We start from the raw sequence: 15,818 nt of genomic DNA on the forward strand, positions 1-15,818 counted from the left end.
CATCCACACCCTCCGAAAACTCCAGCCCTCGCGGGTTTCGCATTCCCCCCTTGCGCCCCGCGCGAACCCCGCCCAAGGCACGGGCCACAAGGCCCGCCCAGAAGGGGCGGCCGCAAAACCCAAGGAGGTCGTGAAGATGGAAACGACGAAGATCCCGCTCGCGGCGTGCGTCGAGAGCAGGCACCAGAACCGCAGGGAGCTGGGCGACGTCTCGGGGCTGGCGCGCAGCATCGAGGTGAACGGCCAGATCACCCCGCTCATCGTGGTGGCCGACGGCGAGGCCTACCAGCTGGTCGCCGGGCACAGGCGCACCGCCGCCATGCGCTCGCTCGGGCTCGAGGTGGCCGACGCCTACGTGATGGACGGCTGGGACGACGCGCGCATCGCGTCCGTCCTCAACGCCGAGAACAACCACCGCAGGGAGCTCACCGAGGCCGAGCGCGGGCGCGGCATCCAGACGATGCTCTCGCTGGGGGTGCCGGTGGCCGACGCTGCGGTGTCGGCCGACATCCCGGAGGAGAGGGCCGAGTCCTACGTGCGCGGCGCGAAGGTCGTGCCGGTTGACGCGGTGAACCTGGACTTCGACGCAGTGGCGCTCATGGGCGACTACGACGACGTGCTCACCGAGAACGACGTGGTGGCCGTGCTCTCGAAGAGGAGCCACTGGGACCGGCAGGCGGTCTGCCGCAGGGCGCGCGCCCGCAAGGCGGCCGAGGACGAGGCGGCGAGGCTCGAATCGCTCGGCGTCAAAGTGGTCGAGCGCAAGTCGCTCGGCGAGGGCTACCACGCCTGCGACGGCGAGTGCGGGCACGCGGGGCTGGTGGCCGCCGTGAAGCCCTGCGAGTGGGGCGAGCGCGCCGACGTGACCTTCTACTGCGACGACGGGTCCCACGCATACCAGCCCACGCCCGAGGAGGTCGAGGCGACCGAGGCCTACCTCAAGCGCCGCGAGGACGCGGCCGCGATGCGCGAGCGCATCATCGAGTTCGCCAAGGCGGCCTTCCCGAGGTTCCCCTCAAACGGCCAGTCGAAGCTGCGCCAGTGGGCCTACGAAGCGTTCGAGGCGGCCTACGGATGCGAGCCCGACGACGCCTGGGAGGGATTCAGGCAGCCGAGGGGCAAGGCCCTCGACCAGTTCATCCTGATGCGCGCCGTCCCCGCGTGCCTCCCGGAGGTCCCCGAGCTCGCCCTCAAGGCGGGCTACGAGCCGTGGCCCTGCGACCTGGACGACCTCCTCGGGTTCGTCTCCTTCGTGGACGACGTGCTCATGCCCGCCGGCTACGAGCTCTCCGAGGGCGAGCGCGACCTGATGGACCACCTGCACGGGCTGTTCGCCGGCGACGACGAGGACGAGGTGTTCGACGAGGGCGACGCCGCGGCCCTCGCGGCCTGACGCCCGTTCCCGCCCGGCCCCATCGGCGGGTCGGGCGGCCGCTTCCCTTCCGCCACATCGATTCTCCAAGGAGGTTCCACCATGAAGGAAACGCTCGAGGCCATGGTCGTCCCCACGGGCGGCATGCCCTACAGAAAGACGCTCGAGGCCGACGAGGACGGCAGCTTCCTCGCGGCCCTGCAGGATTGCGTGGGTGGCCGCATAGAGGCCATGGGCTACGTGTTCGGCGACGCGCCCGCCGTCTACTGCAACGAGGAGGGCCTGCTGCCCGGCAGCGGCTGCGCCCCGAACCGCGCCATCTACGCCGACGCCGCCATGGCGGAGGCGGGCTACGCGAGCCAGGACGACCCGTCGCGTCCCGTGGAGCCGGGCGAGCTCTACCACATCGCCTTCGGCGACCTGGTGTGCGTCGGGTTCGACCCCGAGACGGGCGAGGACCGCGACATCGCCGAGGCGGAGCGCCGCCGCGTGATGGAGCGCTTCGGCAGCCTCGAATCCATCGCGTCGGGCCCCATCGAGGCGCGCGCCGTCCTGGCGAGGCTCGCTCGAAGGCCGCGCCCGTGACGGCCGCCGGCCATCCCGAGAGGGCGCCCCCCTGCGGGCGCCCTCCCTCCCGACGCGCCATCTCGGGGGCGAGGCTGCCCGAGCGCCATGCGGGGCGGCAAGGGCCGCGAAAAACCTTCCGCTGGAAAACCAAGAAAGCGACCGGAAGCTCAGGCCTGCGGTTTTCGCATGCCCCCCTTGCCCCCGCGCGGCGCCCGGGCGGAGCCCTCCCCAAGGAGGCGCGCCCGGAAGGAGGGCCGCCAAAGCTAACAGGAGGTCTCATCATGGGAAACCGGGCAGTCATCACCACCAAGGAGCGCGAGCTCGCGCTCTACCTGCACTGGAACGGCGGCCGCGACACGGTGGAGCCGCTGCTCAGGTACTGCGAGCTCCAGGGCTATCGCCCTCCGAGCTCCGACAGCTACGGCTGGGCCCGCATGGCGCAGGTGATGGGCAACTTCTTCGGCGGCTCGCTCTCGGTCGGCATCGACCGGTTCGACCGGATAGGCGACCAGGGCGACAACGGCGTGTACGTCATCGACGGCTGGCGCATCGTCGAGCGCGTCCGCGAGGAGCGCGACGGCGATTGGAGCGTCGTCGGCTGGCGCGCCGTCGACCCGAGCGAGGAGCAGCGAGGGCACGACTTCGGCGGCATGCTGCGAGCCTTCGACGAGGCCATGCCCGAGGGACTGCGCTTGGGCGATTTCCTCGGCGCGGTGGAGGTGCCGGCGAGCGAGGTCCGGCTGGGTGACGAGGTATGGATGCGCACCGTCGGCGGGGGGTGGGAGACGTTCCCCGTGGTCGGTTTCGGGCAGCCTGCGTTCAACCGCATCGCCGTCCGCATCGACGCGCCCGACGGCGCGCGCGACGTCACCTATCCCGACCTGCCCTACGTGGCGAACTACGACCACGACGGGGACTTCTCGTGGAACTCCAACAACTACGTCCACGGCGACACCGTCCGTATCAGGCCCCGCGCCTAGCGCCCGATGCCCGGCGGATTCCGTCGGCTGTGAGGCCGGCGGGATCCGTCGCCCCCGCCTTCGGGCCAGCTGACCCCTCGTTTTGCGCCGGCCCCTCGCCGCCTCATGCCCGAAGGCTCGCCGAGAGCCGCCCGGGGGCGCAAGGGCCGCGAAAACTTTTCGGGAGGCGAGCGCGCTCCCACGATCTCCCGAAAACTCGGGCCCTGGCGGGTTTCGCTTCCTCCCCTGCGCCCCCGCGCGAACCCCGGCGGCACCCGGGCCACGAGGCGGCCGAAAGGGGCCGGCCGAAAGACTAGGAGGTCAGACATGGAAGACTTGAAGACGCGCGGAACGATGGCGGCTAGCCGCTTCCTCAGCCGACGGGGCTACGAGGTCCTGGAGGAGGGCTGGCGAAGCGGCGCGGGCGAATGCGAGGTCATCGCCCTGGACGGCGACGTGCTCGCGTTCGTGAAAGTGAGGGTCCGCTCCGATGCGGCGAAGGGGTTCCCGGTCGAGCGCGGCGGGGCGTGCGAGCGCGAGGAGCGCGAGAGGATCGCCGTCGACTACCTCGCGGGCCATCCCGAGCACGCGGACGTGGGCGTCCGCTTCGACACGGCGGCAATCCTCGTCATCGGCCCCGACCGGGCGCTCATCCGCCACCACATCAACTGCATGGGCGCATCCGAACCCATGCGGCCCGACGATGCCCTCCCGGAGATCGCCTAAGACCTCCTGGCCCTCCATCGAGGGGCGAGCCCTCCGGCCTTCGGGTCGGAGGGCCTTTCGTTCCCAAAGTCGCAGCGACCAATCTCTTCGTATCGGCTTGTTTTCATAGTGATTATTGCAATGGCACTCCCGGTCTTCTATCCTTATGAAAGACAAGAGAGCCGCCTGGATGGCAGCTCTCGGTTCCGCAAAATGAGATTCTAGTGGCCGCTAGGGTCTCATTTCACTTTTATGGTCTTGGTTTTGGTCCCGGTCTTCACGATCCTTCCGGTTTTAGTGACGCGATAGGTCGGAATCTTGATCCTTACGTATGCCATGTCCTCACCTCCCTTCGATTAGGCTCGCATTTCTGGTCTAGTGCATATTGTGCTTGTGGTTTGCAAGGGTCTTTGCCGATGAGCTTTTGGTGCTTTTCGACGTCCCTTTGCTGGCAAGGCGCGAAGCCGCTTTGCCAACTTTTCCGCCATGGTGTACCTTAGCCATGTCCTCACCTCCCTTCGTAAATCTTTCGTCTATGCCGCGTTCAACTGCGTTCGTGCAGCTGAAGGGCTAACTTGGAAGATGTCTACTACTTGGCCTACGGAAAGCCCTTGGATGTCCTTGTGGGGCATTAGCAGTTCACCAGCCAATGCGTCCGCCTGCCACTCGGAATCCTCGAAGGTTTTATGTTGGCAGTTGCTTCTTGCAAGCGTGACGTCAATGCCTTCATGCAGGAGCTGGTGGGAAAGTTCGTGACCCATGGTGAATCGGTCGCGTCCGTTCCCTTTGCACGCCCCATCGTAAACGTCCTCGCGGATGAACATCAGGTGTTTGTCTGGGTATGTTCTGCCATGCTCCTCTCCCATTTCCTCCGCTGGGAGCACATGAAGCTCGAATCCAGGAACAATTCTAGGAAGAACGAACTCCACAACATCTACTATTGGAAAAGGCGACTTGCCATCGTATCGAAGCAGCTCATGCATTTTTGCAGCTAGATTTCGTAGGTCGTTTCTGCTGCATGGAGGCACCTTCATGCCCCTAACGTAGCTTGACATGTTAGTCCTTCCCCTTGTTCAGTATCTTCCATATTGCCTCCTTGTCGTCTCCATCCAAGTCGGAGAATCTGCGGGCAAAAGCCACAGCAGTGTTCTGGTCTTTTGGGGAGAAAGCAGATGCATCGATTCCGATGTTCCAGTCATTCGCTTCCGATATGCTCGAATGTAGCTGCTGTATCTGCTCCTCTGTTAGGCGATATGCGCTGACTATCTTTTCCGCAAGTCCTTTTGAGGGGCGCCTTCTTCCCGTTTCCATGGCGGATAGTGTCGAGGTGGGCATCTCGATTTTCTTTGCCATATCAAACAGCAACTCATCGTTATCGAGACGCAGCTTCTTAAGGAACCTCCCTAATGCCGTTGCCATACTTCCTCCTTTATTGTCGACAGCGTAAGTGTATCATAGTTCTACAATATGTAGAATACAAATTGTAGATTTGTTTCTGGAGCTACGAGATTTCGCAGCAAAGCAAGAGGCCTATTCCGTGTACACAGCACGCGGAATAGCTCTCGACCGCCGCGTGCCCGCGCGCCGAAACCCGCGCCGGCTCGCGCCCCTCGGCGCGTCACCGCATCGGGGACGTTCGTTCCCGGCGCGGGACGGCGGCAGCTCGCCTCGGCGGCACCTCGGCTACGATCTCTGCGGGGGATCCCCCGCGCCCCTGGGGTGTCGGCAGAGCCTCCTTGTAAGAACTCGGAAGGAGGCTCTGCCGACGCGATGGAGCGATACCCCAAGCAGATCCACGTGCGCATGTCCGAGGGGGAGGTCGCCCGCGCCAAGGCGCTCGCCTCGAAGTTGGATATGACGCTCTCGGACCTCATCCGATGCCTTTTGCAGCTGCCCGATGAGAGCATCGAAGGCGGCGCAAGGCTCGTCGTCGTCGATCGCGCGACGGCCGTGAAGCTCTCCCGCGAGATGCGGCGATGGGGGCACCACTACAATCAGGCGGTCCACGCGCTGAACGCCATCGCCTACTACCTTCGCGCGAACGATATGGACTCGTCCGACGTCATCGAGGAGCTGGACCGGACATCGGGAAGGCTCGTCGCCATGCAGCCCGGCATCGCCGCGCTCCGGGCAGATGCCGAGGCCATCCTGGGCGCAGCCATGGCCGCCCTCGGCAGGTGACGCCATGCCGATGCTCAAGACCATCGCGGGCCACACCTCCGCACGCGGCATCCGCCGCTACCTCACCAAGAAGAACCGCGCGCTCGCCGAAGACCTCATCAACATCGACGCGCCGGAGGGCGCCGACGCCTTCGACTGGGCGGCCGTCATGGACGAGACGCGACGCGCCTTCGGAAACGACCTTCCCTGGCGGGGGAGGCGCGTGCGCACCTACAAGCACTACGTCGTCTCGCCGGACCCCAAGGACGGCATCTCCCTCGAATCCCTGCGCGATTTGGCGTCCTCATGGGCCGAGGAGCATTTCCCCGACTACGAGGTCGCCATCGTCTACCACGACGACAACGAGGGCGGCATACCCCACGCGCACGTCGTCGTGAACAACACCAACATCGAGACGGGGCGGCGCCTGCAGGATCCCGACCCGAAGGCCCTCGCTGAGTCGTTGCAGGCCGTTGCCGAAGGGCAGGGGCTCACCGCCTTGCGCCCTCCCTCAGCGAAGGGGGTGGCCGCCCGCGCCGAGAGGCGCAGCTCCAGGAGGGCCCCCGAGACCCATCGAAGCGAATACGTGCGGCGTGCCGAGAGGGAGCTGCAAGATCGCGGCGAGTACTCGTGGACTGCCGACATCCGCTGCCGCGTGCGTATCGCCCGCACGGTGTCCAGGAGCGAGGCCGAGTTCCGGGGCATTCTCGCCTCGATGGGCGTCACCGTCTCGGACAACTCGCCCAAGGCGCAGCGGAGGGACTGGATATACGCCTTCGCCGACCGCCCCGCGAGGAGGATATCCGGGGAGCGCATGGGGCTCGCCTATGGACGCGAGCGTCTGGAGCCGCTGCTGAGATCTGGCGGCATCCGGCGGCTCGAAGATTCCGGCGAGCGAGCCATCGCCAAGATAGCCAAGCGGGCAGTCGAGGTCGGGAACCTCGAAGAGCTCCGCAGCCTGTCGGGGGCGATGGCGCTGATAGAGCTATCCCGTGCCCGGTGCGCGGCCGACCTGGACGCCTTCCTCGAAAGGACCGGGAACGCAGACAGCCCGGCGGCTTCCTACATCCGCTCCATGGGCCTCCTGCCAGCAGGGAGGCCGGCGCCGCGCTTCAGCCGCCCTGAGGACAGAGAATCGACGGGGCGCAACGCCAGACACACCGAATCTGCAAGAGCAGCAGAGCCCGCTCCGCAGCCGACCGCAGAGAAGCAAAGAGAAGGGTCGGAGAGATGATCATCAAAGTCTATTACGCCGGTGGCCGCATCGACGTGTTCGACACGGATCGCATGACCGACGGCGTGCCGCAGCCGGGCAACCTGCTCACCAACTATACGCTTGACCTGTCGGACGTGAACGGCGAGAGTCTTTGGCTCTGCTCCTACTACTACGAGGCCGCCGAAGCCTACAAGGACGAGTCGGGGCCGAAAGGACTGCCAGTCGCGCGCCGCCGCGATGGGTGGAGCTTCCTTATAGTCGATGCCGACGACATGCAGGGACTCAACCGGGTCACCATGGACGGCGAAACCGTGCTCATCCAGGTCGAGGGCGAGCTCGTGGATGCCGCTGCGCTTTCGTGGGCATACGACGTTGCCGAAGATATCGTTCCCAAGGCAAATGCCTCTTTAGGTTTCTCGATTAACCACAACCCCGACAATCCAGTATCTAGGGTCTGCGAAGTCATGGGTTTTCCTGCGACGCTCATGAGCATCCTTTGCGAGAGCGGGGGGACGACAACCGAAGGGTCTGCAACGCGGTTCTGAAAAGGTACGGCCAATTCGCGCCGGATTGCTAGCGTGCGAGTAGCTTGGTGTTGCAGTCCACCAGAAAATCGGCCAAACGCTCCACGCTCTCGCTCATCCCGCCCCGCATCCAGCTGCCGAGCGCCGCCGCGCATCCCTGAGCCATGTAGTGGAACAGCCACTCCCGCTCGGCCTGGTCCTTTCCGGGGATTATCCCGTCAAGGTTCGGGAGCATCTTCTGAAAGCACTCCCCGATGGCGCGCAGGGCGAAGTCGGGGTCGCCGTTTTCCAGGAAGAGCACGAGGCAGTCTCCGCGGTTTTCCTTGAGAAAGCCGAGCATGGCCTGCAGCGATTCCCGCATTCTTCCCGGCTCCACCTCCCCGATGAGGGATGTGAGCTCCGTTAGGTACTCCCGCTCGATCTTGTCCATGAGGTCGAAGGGGTTGTCGTAGTAGCGGTAGAAGGTCGCGCGGTTTATTTCGGCAGCCTCGCATATCTCCCTCACCGTCACCTTGCGCAGGGGCTTTGCGCGCAATGCGTCTATGAAGCATTGCCGTATCACGCCCTTCGTGTACCGGACGCGCGCATCATAGCCCATCGTCGCTCCCCTCGTTTTCCAACACATCGAGCCGATATGTTGCACATCTTCCACTGCGTTTCCGATTGCTGATTGAATCGCACGCCTTGAAGACTAACAATAGCATCACAAAGTCAGATGTTCAACACATGTTGTATTAATCAGAAAGGAGCAAGGCATGAACAGACAGGCGATGCACAGCTACCTGATGAACGGGGGTGCCGACCGGGACGGCATGAAGGCGATATCGGATGCGGTGATCTCTTCCATCTCGTCTGCCAGGGTGGCACGGGGCGAAGAGGGCCTCAGCGACGATGAGGTGAACGATGCTCGCGAGAAGGCATCGGGGATTATCGACGGCGCATTCGCGGATAACGCCGGGAAGGAGCGGTAGTTATGCTCGATATATTCGGAAGCGACCTCCTGGCGGGGGTTTCGAGTTTGGCCATCGAACCCGTGACCGTGGTCGTCATCCCCGTGGTCGTATTCGCCACAGTGATGATCGCTAGAAAGGTGTTCGCATTCACATGCAAAGACCGAGAGGAGGAGAGGTAGATGGGGTTCATCACACTTGTGGCAGTACCCATCATTGCGATCGGGTCGGTCGTGCTCATCAGCAAGTTCTTCAATTCCAGAAACGGAGGCGAGAAGCCGACAGACGCGCAGGCCTGGGACATCACCGAGCGGGCGAGGAACCTCGGCGGCAAACCCCGCGAGAAGGATCTGTATTAGATGTTGCTCGATGTCATCGAAGAGCTCGCCGGAAAACACCATCGGCTCCGAACTGTATTATTAACCAGCCTTATGGTCGTCGTAGGTATCGTGTGCTTGATTATGCCAAGCGTAGTCGCCGGCTATCTTTCCATCATAATCGGTGCGCTTATGACACTTGTAGGCGGTGCAGGAGTCGCTTTCAGATTGGCTGGCCGCTTCGAGGAAAAGACAAGGGGAGCGGGCACTTCGTTCGTTATGGCCACTCTGGGTGTTGTCTGCATCTTTTATGGCGATGTGTCAACGAACATCATCGGAGTATCCTGGGGGCTGCTCGGTTTATATAAAGTCGCCGGGGAATACGATGAAGTGGTAGCGAAAGCGCGGCGCAGGAAGCTGGACGCAGTTCAGCTCCTCCTCGCGACCGCAGAACTCGGGCTTTCCCTCCTGCTCATCGTGAATCCCTTAGGCAGTATGGAGCACCACGTCGTTGTTCTCGGTATAGAGCTAATCTTATATCCCTTCAAACTGCATCGAGATAATGGCAGACTTTCAATCGACGTCGAAAGCTAACTTCGGCACTGCTATGGCTGCGCACTATTCATCTGAGCAATCCTGTCGATACCGTCATCTTGTTTCAAGCCGAGAATACAATGAATTGCGAAGATAGCCGACGAATATCGAACAAGCTGGACCTAACGCGGAGCGCAAGGGGAATGTCCGTGGCCGAGTTGGCAAGGAGAATCGGAACAGACCGAAAGCGTCTCTGGAACGTGCTTAACGGTAAACGGGAAATGCGAGTCGAAGAGTTCTTGAGGGCCTGCGTAGCACTTAGAATCGATCCGCGTAGCTTCATTAGCAAAGATATGGCCGCACAAATCCAGGCGCGAATAATCGATGGCATGAAAAGAGGGAGCGCAGATCCGCTCCCTCTCCATCTAGGCGACCAAGCTACTATCCTTGATTAGCCAGCTTCGTTATCACATCTTATGCTTCGGCTATTTGTCCAACGACGCATCCTCTTCGTCGGCCTCTTCCGAGTATTTCTCCTTACCTTTGTTGTTTTCTTCAATCCCTCTCCTGCGATGCGCAAGGGCAAGCGCCGTCGTCAGGGCCGCCGCAGCCGCCAGGCAGACGAGCGGGACGATGTTGTTTGTGTCGCCGGTCTGCGCCAGCTCGGCCTTCGGGATATCGGACGCGGGCTTCTCGACGATACTGACGCTCTGGCCCTCGTCGTCGATGTCCTCGTGCGTGGCCACCACCTCGCCGTCGAGCGATAGGCTCTCGAAGGCGACCACCGTGTGTCCCGCGAGCTGGCTGCCGTCGAAGTTGAAGGCCACCTCGACCGACCCGTTCGGCTCTGCGGGGGTGAAGGCGACCACCGTGGCGAGCGGCAGGCCGTCCTTCTCGACGGGCTCGGCGCCCGTCTTGTCGATGAGGGTGCCGGTGAGCACGTACTCGCGGCCCGGTTCCAGGTTCTCGTAGCGAACCTCGTCGACGATGGCCACGCTCTCGTCGGCTGCGGCCTCATGATCCCCGTCGTCGGCATCGGCCGCGGTCGTGCCTATCTCGGGCGAGGGCTCGGTGAAGGCCACCGTCTGCCCCTCGTCTTCCAGATCCTCGTGCGAGGCGACCTTGTTGCCCTCGCCGTCGTAGAGCGTTTCGAACACGACGGCGCTGCGGCCCTCAAGCGCGCTGGCGTCGAGCTCGAAGGAGACGACGGCGAACCCGGTGGGCTCTCCGGGTGAGAACTCTGCCGCGGCTTCGACCTTCTCACCGTCGATCAGCAGCGGGCTTCCCGTGCCCGGGTCCATGAGCACCCCTTCCAGCCGGTAAGCGCCCCCGGCGTCGAGGCCGCTGTAGAACACCTGGTCGTCGATGTGCGCCGAGCCGTCGGCCGAGACCTCGTGGTCGCCGTCGGCGCCGTCTGCGGCCACGGTGCCTATCTCGGGGCCAGGCTCCACCGTCACGGTTTGGGCCTCGTCGTGGATGTCGGCGTGCGAGGCCACTTCGCGGCCCTCGCGCTCCAGGCTCTCGAAGACGACGATCTCCTTGCCCGCGAGCTCAGTCGCGTCGAAGGCGAATTCGACCTCGACCGTTCCGAAGGGGGCCATGGGCGTGAACGCCGCCTCGGACGTCACCTCCGCGCCGTTCGCCATGAGGGCCTGCCCCGTGGCCTTGTCCATGAGCGTGCCTTTGACCGTGTAGCTCTCGCCGGGGACGAGGTTGGCATATGAGACCTCGTCGACGACGACGGCCCCGCCCTCGGCCCTCAGCGCATGGTCGCCGTCGGCCTTGTCGGTTGCCTCGGTTGCGACGGTCGGGATGGGCTGGTCGTCCACGGTGCCCAAATCGATGTCGAAGGGGGTGTCCGTGGTGTCGCGGCTCACGTTGAAGGTCTCCGACCAGAGCGTGTAGCCCTCATTGGCCTCGCAGCGAAGCTCCTCTATGCGGTATTCCCCGTAGGGCAGCGCGCCCAGCCCATCGTCGGGCGCGGCCTCGGAGCCGTCCTCGCCCTGCCCGAACCAGATGCCGGACTCCTCCACGACGTCTTCCGCGTGGATGTAATCCTCGTCGAGCAGCCGGTCGTTGGCGTTCACGACGGTCTCGCGGCTGCGCCATTCCGACGACGTGGAGAGCATGCCGTTGCGGTCGGTGACGGCCACGTGCGCCTCGCCGGTCGTGACGTTGGTGATGAGGAAGGGCACGAGCGCGAGCTTCTCTCCCGAAGGCGAGCCCTTCTTCTGCAGGCGCGCGTCATGGCGCACCACTTGGTCGCGCCAGGTCAGCGGGTCGCCCTCGCGGTCGGTGACGACGGTCTTGCCGTCCTCGCGCACCTCGAAGGTGCGGGGCGCTCCGTCGGTGAGGAGGTAGCTTCCGTTGGTGGCGGTCTCGGCTATGCGGTAGGTCCCGTAGGGCAGGGCGTCGGATGCGGTCTGTGCCGTGTACGCCGCCTTTCCGGGGTTCCACGCCGTCACGATGGTCGCCACCGCGCTGCCGCTCGGGAAGTAGGTGCCGCCCACCATGACCCCGTGCTCGGACGCGTTCTCTATGGTGAACTCGATGCCCGCGAGCGAGCTGCCGAGGTAGCCCTCCGCCCCGAGCGCGGAATGGTCGGCCCCGCCCAGGGTCTCGCTCGTCCCGAGCTCGAGGTCGTCCTTCTGCACCTGCACGCCTCCGCGCATGACCTCGTTGAGCATGCCGTCGGCCTCCACGAGCTGGTCGAACTGGCCGTCCTCGCGGATCTCGACCACATGGCTCACGACGCCTTCGCCGGCATAGCCCTCGGGGGCCTTCGTCTCCACGATCTCGTAGGTCCCGTAGGGCAGGGCGCGCACGCCCGTCGTGGCGGTCCAGGCGTCAAGCGACGCGTTGTACTCGGTGGCGATCGTCGTGATGGCCTCGCCGGGGGCGAACTCCTCGGACTCCTGGAACGAGCCATCGCCGTTTCCGTCGTGCCAAACGGGGTTCGCGGACCGGTTGTACACCGTGAACTCCGCCCCCTCGAAGGAGGCGTCGCCCTGCGCGTAGTTCCAGAACATGCCGTCCTCGTGGTCGTAGCGCTCGGCATCCCCCTTGCCGACGATGAACCCTCCGCGCTGCGCGAGCTCGCCGAACTCGCCCTCGGGGGCGATCTCGACGACTGCGCCGCCTTCGGCCATGTCGGCGGTCGCGCTCAGGCGATGGGGCTCGCGGTCGAGCAGGTAGCCGCCCGAGGGATCGAGCTCGCGAACGGTGACGTCGCCGAGGGGGATGCCCTCGAAAACGACGGTGGCCCCCGCTGTCTCCCCCTGCACCTTCTCCGTCGCGCCGCCCCGGTCGTAGCTGGCCTCGTAGAGCGCCCCGTCGAGGGTGGCGTCGCCCTGGGGAGCGCCTTGGCCGGTCTCGGCGTCGAGCTTTTTCAGCACGAGGCGCACCGTGATGGGCGGCTCTTCCGAGGAGAACGCGTAGTCGTTGCCGGGGCCCACCTCGTAGACGGACTCGTCGAGGGCGTAGCCAGAGGAGGGCTCCACCTCCTTCGCGTAGAAGGTCTCGCGGGTCGCGCCGAGGCTCTCGGACTCGCCGTGCCCGCTTTCGTCCGTGACGATGCTCGCCACCCTGTTGACGTCGGCCTCGGCGTCCGCGCGGGTTCGGTAGATTCCGTAGACCGCGCCCGCGAGCGTGTAGTCCGCGTCGTTCGCCGCCCATGACTCCGAGGCCTCCTTCGACACCTTGACCGTGGTGTGGTAGGTGAAGGACAGGATCACCTGGGTCGCCGAGCCTGTGTAGAGCACGAAGGGCTCGAAATTGCCGGGTACCTCCCCTGCGCGCGCGGCGATCTTGCGGCCGGTGGCGTTCGGGTTGATCTCGGAGCCGTCGTCGCCGAAGCCTATGACGTTTTGCTTCACCCAGTCGCGGAACCCCTCGGTGCAGCCGAACATGGCGTAGTTGCCGTCGGAGGAGTAGGTGTCGGCCATGAGGATGTGCGCGAGCGCCATGTACCGGTCCGCCGTCATGGCGCTTCCGTCCTGCCACGCGCTCGGCCAAAGCGACTCGTCGAAGCCGGGTGAGCCGTAGGAGAACCAGATGTCCGCCGCCAGCTCGCCCACGCGGCCGCTCGGGGCCGAAAGGGGCTGCTTGTCGTAGTCTCCTCCCTGCGGGGTGGGCTTCGAGGGGTTCCCGCACCATGCGGGCTGGCCGTCCACCTCGAACCAGGAGGTGAAGAACGCGTCGTACTCTATGTCGGGCCCCACGGTGAGCGTCGCGCGCTGCGCCGCCTGAGCCTCGGCGGGGGCGAGCGCCGCTGCGGGCAGGAGGGCCCCCAGGGCGAGGGCGGCCGCGAGGAGGATGCGCACGGCCTTCGAGGCCGCGCCGTTTCGGGTTGCTTCCATCACGTCACCTCCTCAGCGGCTCTCACGGCCTAAAGGGCGCGGCGCGCCCTTCTCCATGGATCCCGAGGCGTCTCTTGCGGCATCCGCGCGCTCGGCGAGCCCGCGGTCGTCTTTGGCATGCTCCTCGGCGTAGCGCCTGCGCGCCTCGGCGAGCGCTTCTCTGATCTGCTCGGGCATGACCCTGATGACCTCCTTCTCGCGCCTCCCGCCTTCGCCGACGATGGGGTTGCCCTCGATGTCGCGCACATCGCGGCGCAGCTGCACCTCCCGATCGGCCAAAAGCGGGATGTCCCGCCAGTTCTCCCCGCGGAACCTCGAGGGGTTCACGTAGAGGGGGCTGAACTCGCAGCCTCCCACGTCCCTGCCGTCTATCACGGTGTCGGAGGGCAGGCGCGCCACGTTGAAGGACTTCTGTTCCCCGGTGCTCCTGTCGGTGTACTTTATGTTCTCGTGGACGAACGACTTGTGCAGCGTGATGTAGACGTTCTTCCGCTCTTTCCCAGCGGTGTCTTCCGCCATCTTTCATCTCCTTCTCATCGTTTCGCGCCATGGCCCCGGCTGGGCGGGCGCGCCTTTCGGGTCGGTGGGGTGCTGCTGCCTCAAGGGCCTCGCGCGCTGGCTCCCATGGCGTCAGCCGCCCATGATGTCGCGCGCCCAGGCCCCGCTTTTCACGAGGGAGAGGATGAGGAGCACGCACATCGCCAGGTACTGGAGCGCGTAGGACAGGCCCCCTACGATGGAGTCCACGACGGGCGCCCCGGCGCTCGCGGCGTTGAGCCCCCCGAGCACTATCGGGAAGGACACGAGCAGCACCAAGATGATCACGCCGGCCAGGCACACCGCCGCGAAGTTCTTCAGGTAGCCCACGCCCATCTGGCGCGTCTCGTCGAGGGAGATCAGCGCGAGGGGGATGGGGCTGAAGGCCGCCATCACGTATATCTGGATGGCCCTCGCCCAGCTGACGACGAGCGCCACGACGTAGGCGACGATGACGACCAGCCAAGACACGAGCGCCACGACGAGCATCGCGATGAGCGCCGCCACGTCGTCGTCGACGGTGGTGATGGAGACGGCGGCGAGGTCTATCGGCATGCCCTCGCCGAAGAGCGCCACCACGCGGTCTATGGCGAGCTTCACCACCTCGTAGACGGCGGCCATCAGATCGAAGCTGTTCTGGATGAGGAAGAGGAACACCGCGAAGAAGACCAACATAAACACGACTTCCCTCACGCCCGGCATCGACGCGTTGCCGTCCATCCTCTGGGACACCTTGATGAGCTGCACGGTGAACACGAACGAGAGCATCCCGCAGCCTATGGGCAGGATCGCGTGCTCCCACACGCCGCGCACGAGGTCGTACATGGTGACGGTCCCCGCGCCCCCGATCATCTGGGAGAAGCCGGCGGCCAGCACCCCGTCGTAGCCTATTGACCTCAGCATGTCGGCCTGCCCCGCGAATATCCAGTTGCAGGTGTCGCGCAGGATCCCGCAGAGCCATGCGTTGATGTCGCCCGCGATGTCGGCGAACGCGAGGTTCGGGCAGGCGAGCAGGCAGGCGCAGAGGAGCGCCGTCGCCGAGAACGAGCGGGCGAAGGCCACGGAGCCCGATATGCGCCTTGTCGGTGATGCCATGTCGGACGCCTTACCCGAGCACGCTGAACGCGCCGTCTTCGTAGACGGCCGTCACGATGGTGGACGCCGCGTCGTCCAGGTGGAACGTGGCGCTCACGCGCCCGCCGTTCACGTCCACGTACACCTCGCCGTCGAAGGACGCCTCGGCGGCCGAGGGCGCATGGCCCTTGCACCATGCGTCGATGGCCGTCGCCAGCTCGCCCTCCTTGCCGTCGATGAGGCCCGTGTAGGGCTCCGCGAGGCCCGTTGCGCGGACCTTCTCGCTGCTTGCCCCGCCTTGGACGTAGCGCTTCTCGTTCGCGAACCCGTCGCACGCGACGGAAAGCGCGCCCTCCTGCCCCTCGACGATGATGGTGGCGGCCGTGCGGGCGCCGCCATCCCTCACGATGTCGACGTCGAGGTGGAGCTGCCCCTCTCCCTCGCCGGCGCATTTCACGTCGAAGGCGGCGAGCTTGACCGACGCCCCGTCGGACTCTATGAAGGAGCCGTCGCGGAAGGAGACGGTCTTCTCGGGCGCGCCGTCG

The 15,818-nt window shown here is 65.0% G+C and carries 19 protein-coding genes; 12 read left to right on the forward strand and 7 right to left on the reverse strand.

Features of this window, described 5'->3' with window-relative positions; all coding sequences use genetic code 11:
- The first annotated feature begins 136 nt into the window (after nt 1–136).
- The 4 genes from HMPREF1023_RS06730 to HMPREF1023_RS06745 all read left to right on the forward strand — a co-directional run bounded on the left by HMPREF1023_RS06730 (nt 137) and on the right by HMPREF1023_RS06745 (nt 3,624).
- On the forward strand, nt 137–1,393 hold the full coding sequence (locus HMPREF1023_RS06730) for a ParB/RepB/Spo0J family partition protein (RefSeq protein WP_009608451.1): 1,257 nt from the start codon (nt 137–139) through the stop codon (nt 1,391–1,393).
- A gap of 81 nt (nt 1,394–1,474) precedes the next feature.
- On the forward strand, nt 1,475–1,957 hold the full coding sequence (locus HMPREF1023_RS06735) for a DUF3846 domain-containing protein (RefSeq protein ID WP_009305442.1): 483 nt from the start codon (nt 1,475–1,477) through the stop codon (nt 1,955–1,957).
- A 263-nt stretch (nt 1,958–2,220) separates the two neighbouring features.
- Nucleotides 2,221–2,919, forward strand: a complete 699-nt coding sequence (locus HMPREF1023_RS06740; protein WP_009305443.1) for a hypothetical protein — start codon at nt 2,221–2,223, stop codon at nt 2,917–2,919.
- A gap of 306 nt (nt 2,920–3,225) precedes the next feature.
- The gene (locus tag HMPREF1023_RS06745) at nt 3,226–3,624 is read left to right on the forward strand and encodes a YraN family protein (RefSeq protein WP_009608484.1); all 399 of its coding nucleotides are present in this window, start codon (nt 3,226–3,228) and stop codon (nt 3,622–3,624) included.
- A 512-nt stretch (nt 3,625–4,136) separates the two neighbouring features.
- On the opposite strand, the gene HMPREF1023_RS06750 is transcribed toward HMPREF1023_RS06745, so the two are convergent.
- Both HMPREF1023_RS06750 and HMPREF1023_RS06755 read right to left on the reverse strand, forming a co-directional pair.
- Nucleotides 4,137–4,658: an ImmA/IrrE family metallo-endopeptidase gene (locus HMPREF1023_RS06750; RefSeq protein ID WP_009305445.1), complete on the reverse strand. Its 522-nt coding sequence runs from the start codon at nt 4,656–4,658 to the stop codon at nt 4,137–4,139.
- 1 nt (nt 4,659) lies between these two features.
- On the reverse strand, nt 4,660–5,022 hold the full coding sequence (locus HMPREF1023_RS06755) for a helix-turn-helix transcriptional regulator (protein WP_009305446.1): 363 nt from the start codon (nt 5,020–5,022) through the stop codon (nt 4,660–4,662).
- Nucleotides 5,023–5,373: 351 nt separating this feature from the next.
- On the opposite strand from HMPREF1023_RS06755, the gene HMPREF1023_RS06760 reads away from it, so the two are divergent.
- From HMPREF1023_RS06760 to HMPREF1023_RS06770, 3 genes are read left to right on the forward strand one after another with little or no spacing between them, the layout of a single operon-like run.
- Complete coding sequence (locus HMPREF1023_RS06760) at nt 5,374–5,784, forward strand: hypothetical protein (RefSeq protein ID WP_009305447.1); 411 nt, start codon at nt 5,374–5,376, stop codon at nt 5,782–5,784.
- Nucleotides 5,785–5,788: 4 nt separating this feature from the next.
- A complete protein-coding gene (locus HMPREF1023_RS06765; protein ID WP_035578678.1) occupies nt 5,789–6,997 on the forward strand; it encodes a relaxase/mobilization nuclease domain-containing protein in 1,209 nt (402 codons plus the stop codon).
- A complete protein-coding gene (locus HMPREF1023_RS06770) occupies nt 6,994–7,524 on the forward strand; it encodes a hypothetical protein (RefSeq protein ID WP_009305449.1) in 531 nt (176 codons plus the stop codon). The genes HMPREF1023_RS06765 and HMPREF1023_RS06770 overlap by 4 nt, the downstream gene beginning before the upstream one ends.
- 28 nt (nt 7,525–7,552) lie before the next feature.
- Here HMPREF1023_RS06770 and HMPREF1023_RS06775 read toward each other — a convergent pair whose 3' ends face one another.
- Nucleotides 7,553–8,101 carry a TetR/AcrR family transcriptional regulator gene (locus HMPREF1023_RS06775; protein ID WP_009305450.1) on the reverse strand — a complete coding sequence of 183 codons (549 nt, stop codon included), beginning with the start codon at nt 8,099–8,101 and terminating at the stop codon, nt 7,553–7,555.
- Nucleotides 8,102–8,258: 157 nt separating this feature from the next.
- Between HMPREF1023_RS06775 and HMPREF1023_RS06780 the strand changes: the two genes are divergently transcribed.
- From HMPREF1023_RS06780 to HMPREF1023_RS15430, 5 genes are all read left to right on the forward strand, one after another.
- Nucleotides 8,259–8,474, forward strand: a complete 216-nt coding sequence (locus tag HMPREF1023_RS06780) for a hypothetical protein (protein WP_009305451.1) — start codon at nt 8,259–8,261, stop codon at nt 8,472–8,474.
- Between the two features lie 2 nt (nt 8,475–8,476).
- Nucleotides 8,477–8,635 carry a hypothetical protein gene (locus HMPREF1023_RS15690; protein ID WP_009305452.1) on the forward strand — a complete coding sequence of 53 codons (159 nt, stop codon included), beginning with the start codon at nt 8,477–8,479 and terminating at the stop codon, nt 8,633–8,635.
- Nucleotides 8,636–8,812, forward strand: coding sequence for a hypothetical protein (locus HMPREF1023_RS15695; protein WP_009305453.1), 177 nt, complete (start codon nt 8,636–8,638; stop codon nt 8,810–8,812).
- Nucleotides 8,813–9,364 carry a hypothetical protein gene (locus HMPREF1023_RS06785; RefSeq protein ID WP_035576983.1) on the forward strand — a complete coding sequence of 184 codons (552 nt, stop codon included), beginning with the start codon at nt 8,813–8,815 and terminating at the stop codon, nt 9,362–9,364.
- 143 nt (nt 9,365–9,507) lie between these two features.
- The gene (locus tag HMPREF1023_RS15430; protein WP_229068594.1) at nt 9,508–9,759 is read left to right on the forward strand and encodes a helix-turn-helix transcriptional regulator; all 252 of its coding nucleotides are present in this window, start codon (nt 9,508–9,510) and stop codon (nt 9,757–9,759) included.
- Between the two features lie 30 nt (nt 9,760–9,789).
- Here HMPREF1023_RS15430 and HMPREF1023_RS06790 read toward each other — a convergent pair whose 3' ends face one another.
- From HMPREF1023_RS06790 to HMPREF1023_RS15195, 4 genes are all read right to left on the reverse strand, one after another.
- Nucleotides 9,790–13,662, reverse strand: a complete 3,873-nt coding sequence (locus HMPREF1023_RS06790) for a VaFE repeat-containing surface-anchored protein (protein ID WP_009305457.1) — start codon at nt 13,660–13,662, stop codon at nt 9,790–9,792.
- Nucleotides 13,663–13,674: 12 nt separating this feature from the next.
- Entirely contained in the window at nt 13,675–14,181 is a 507-nt protein-coding gene (locus HMPREF1023_RS06795) for a hypothetical protein (RefSeq protein WP_009305459.1), read from the reverse strand.
- Nucleotides 14,182–14,292: 111 nt separating this feature from the next.
- Nucleotides 14,293–15,294 carry a hypothetical protein gene (locus tag HMPREF1023_RS06800; RefSeq protein WP_009608417.1) on the reverse strand — a complete coding sequence of 334 codons (1,002 nt, stop codon included), beginning with the start codon at nt 15,292–15,294 and terminating at the stop codon, nt 14,293–14,295.
- A gap of 10 nt (nt 15,295–15,304) precedes the next feature.
- Nucleotides 15,305–15,818, reverse strand: a 514-nt coding sequence (locus HMPREF1023_RS15195; RefSeq protein ID WP_009305462.1) for a hypothetical protein, incomplete at its 5' end; no start/stop codon positions are given.

The sequence above is a fragment of the Eggerthella sp. 1_3_56FAA genome, assembly GCF_000185625.1.
GTDB lineage: Bacteria > Actinomycetota > Coriobacteriia > Coriobacteriales > Eggerthellaceae > Eggerthella > Eggerthella lenta.

Excerpts from the sequence above, each read along its gene's own strand:
- HMPREF1023_RS06785 (WP_035576983.1), top strand. The coding sequence starts at position 8,813 with ATGTTGCTCGATGTCATCGAAGAGCTCGCCGGAAAACACCATCGGCTC.
- HMPREF1023_RS06755 (WP_009305446.1), bottom strand. The coding sequence starts at position 5,022 with ATGGCAACGGCATTAGGGAGGTTCCTTAAGAAGCTGCGTCTCGATAAC.
- HMPREF1023_RS06800 (WP_009608417.1), bottom strand. The coding sequence starts at position 15,294 with ATGGCATCACCGACAAGGCGCATATCGGGCTCCGTGGCCTTCGCCCGC.
- HMPREF1023_RS15690 (WP_009305452.1), top strand. The coding sequence starts at position 8,477 with ATGCTCGATATATTCGGAAGCGACCTCCTGGCGGGGGTTTCGAGTTTG.
- HMPREF1023_RS15695 (WP_009305453.1), top strand. The coding sequence starts at position 8,636 with ATGGGGTTCATCACACTTGTGGCAGTACCCATCATTGCGATCGGGTCG.
- HMPREF1023_RS06770 (WP_009305449.1), top strand. The coding sequence starts at position 6,994 with ATGATCATCAAAGTCTATTACGCCGGTGGCCGCATCGACGTGTTCGAC.
- HMPREF1023_RS06760 (WP_009305447.1), top strand. The coding sequence starts at position 5,374 with ATGGAGCGATACCCCAAGCAGATCCACGTGCGCATGTCCGAGGGGGAG.
- HMPREF1023_RS06780 (WP_009305451.1), top strand. The coding sequence starts at position 8,259 with ATGAACAGACAGGCGATGCACAGCTACCTGATGAACGGGGGTGCCGAC.
- HMPREF1023_RS06740 (WP_009305443.1), top strand. The coding sequence starts at position 2,221 with ATGGGAAACCGGGCAGTCATCACCACCAAGGAGCGCGAGCTCGCGCTC.
- HMPREF1023_RS06795 (WP_009305459.1), bottom strand. The coding sequence starts at position 14,181 with ATGGCGGAAGACACCGCTGGGAAAGAGCGGAAGAACGTCTACATCACG.
- HMPREF1023_RS06750 (WP_009305445.1), bottom strand. The coding sequence starts at position 4,658 with ATGTCAAGCTACGTTAGGGGCATGAAGGTGCCTCCATGCAGCAGAAAC.
- HMPREF1023_RS15430 (WP_229068594.1), top strand. The coding sequence starts at position 9,508 with ATGTCCGTGGCCGAGTTGGCAAGGAGAATCGGAACAGACCGAAAGCGT.
- HMPREF1023_RS06765 (WP_035578678.1), top strand. The coding sequence starts at position 5,789 with ATGCCGATGCTCAAGACCATCGCGGGCCACACCTCCGCACGCGGCATC.
- HMPREF1023_RS06735 (WP_009305442.1), top strand. The coding sequence starts at position 1,475 with ATGAAGGAAACGCTCGAGGCCATGGTCGTCCCCACGGGCGGCATGCCC.
- HMPREF1023_RS06775 (WP_009305450.1), bottom strand. The coding sequence starts at position 8,101 with ATGGGCTATGATGCGCGCGTCCGGTACACGAAGGGCGTGATACGGCAA.
- HMPREF1023_RS06790 (WP_009305457.1), bottom strand. The coding sequence starts at position 13,662 with ATGGAAGCAACCCGAAACGGCGCGGCCTCGAAGGCCGTGCGCATCCTC.
- HMPREF1023_RS06745 (WP_009608484.1), top strand. The coding sequence starts at position 3,226 with ATGGAAGACTTGAAGACGCGCGGAACGATGGCGGCTAGCCGCTTCCTC.
- HMPREF1023_RS06730 (WP_009608451.1), top strand. The coding sequence starts at position 137 with ATGGAAACGACGAAGATCCCGCTCGCGGCGTGCGTCGAGAGCAGGCAC.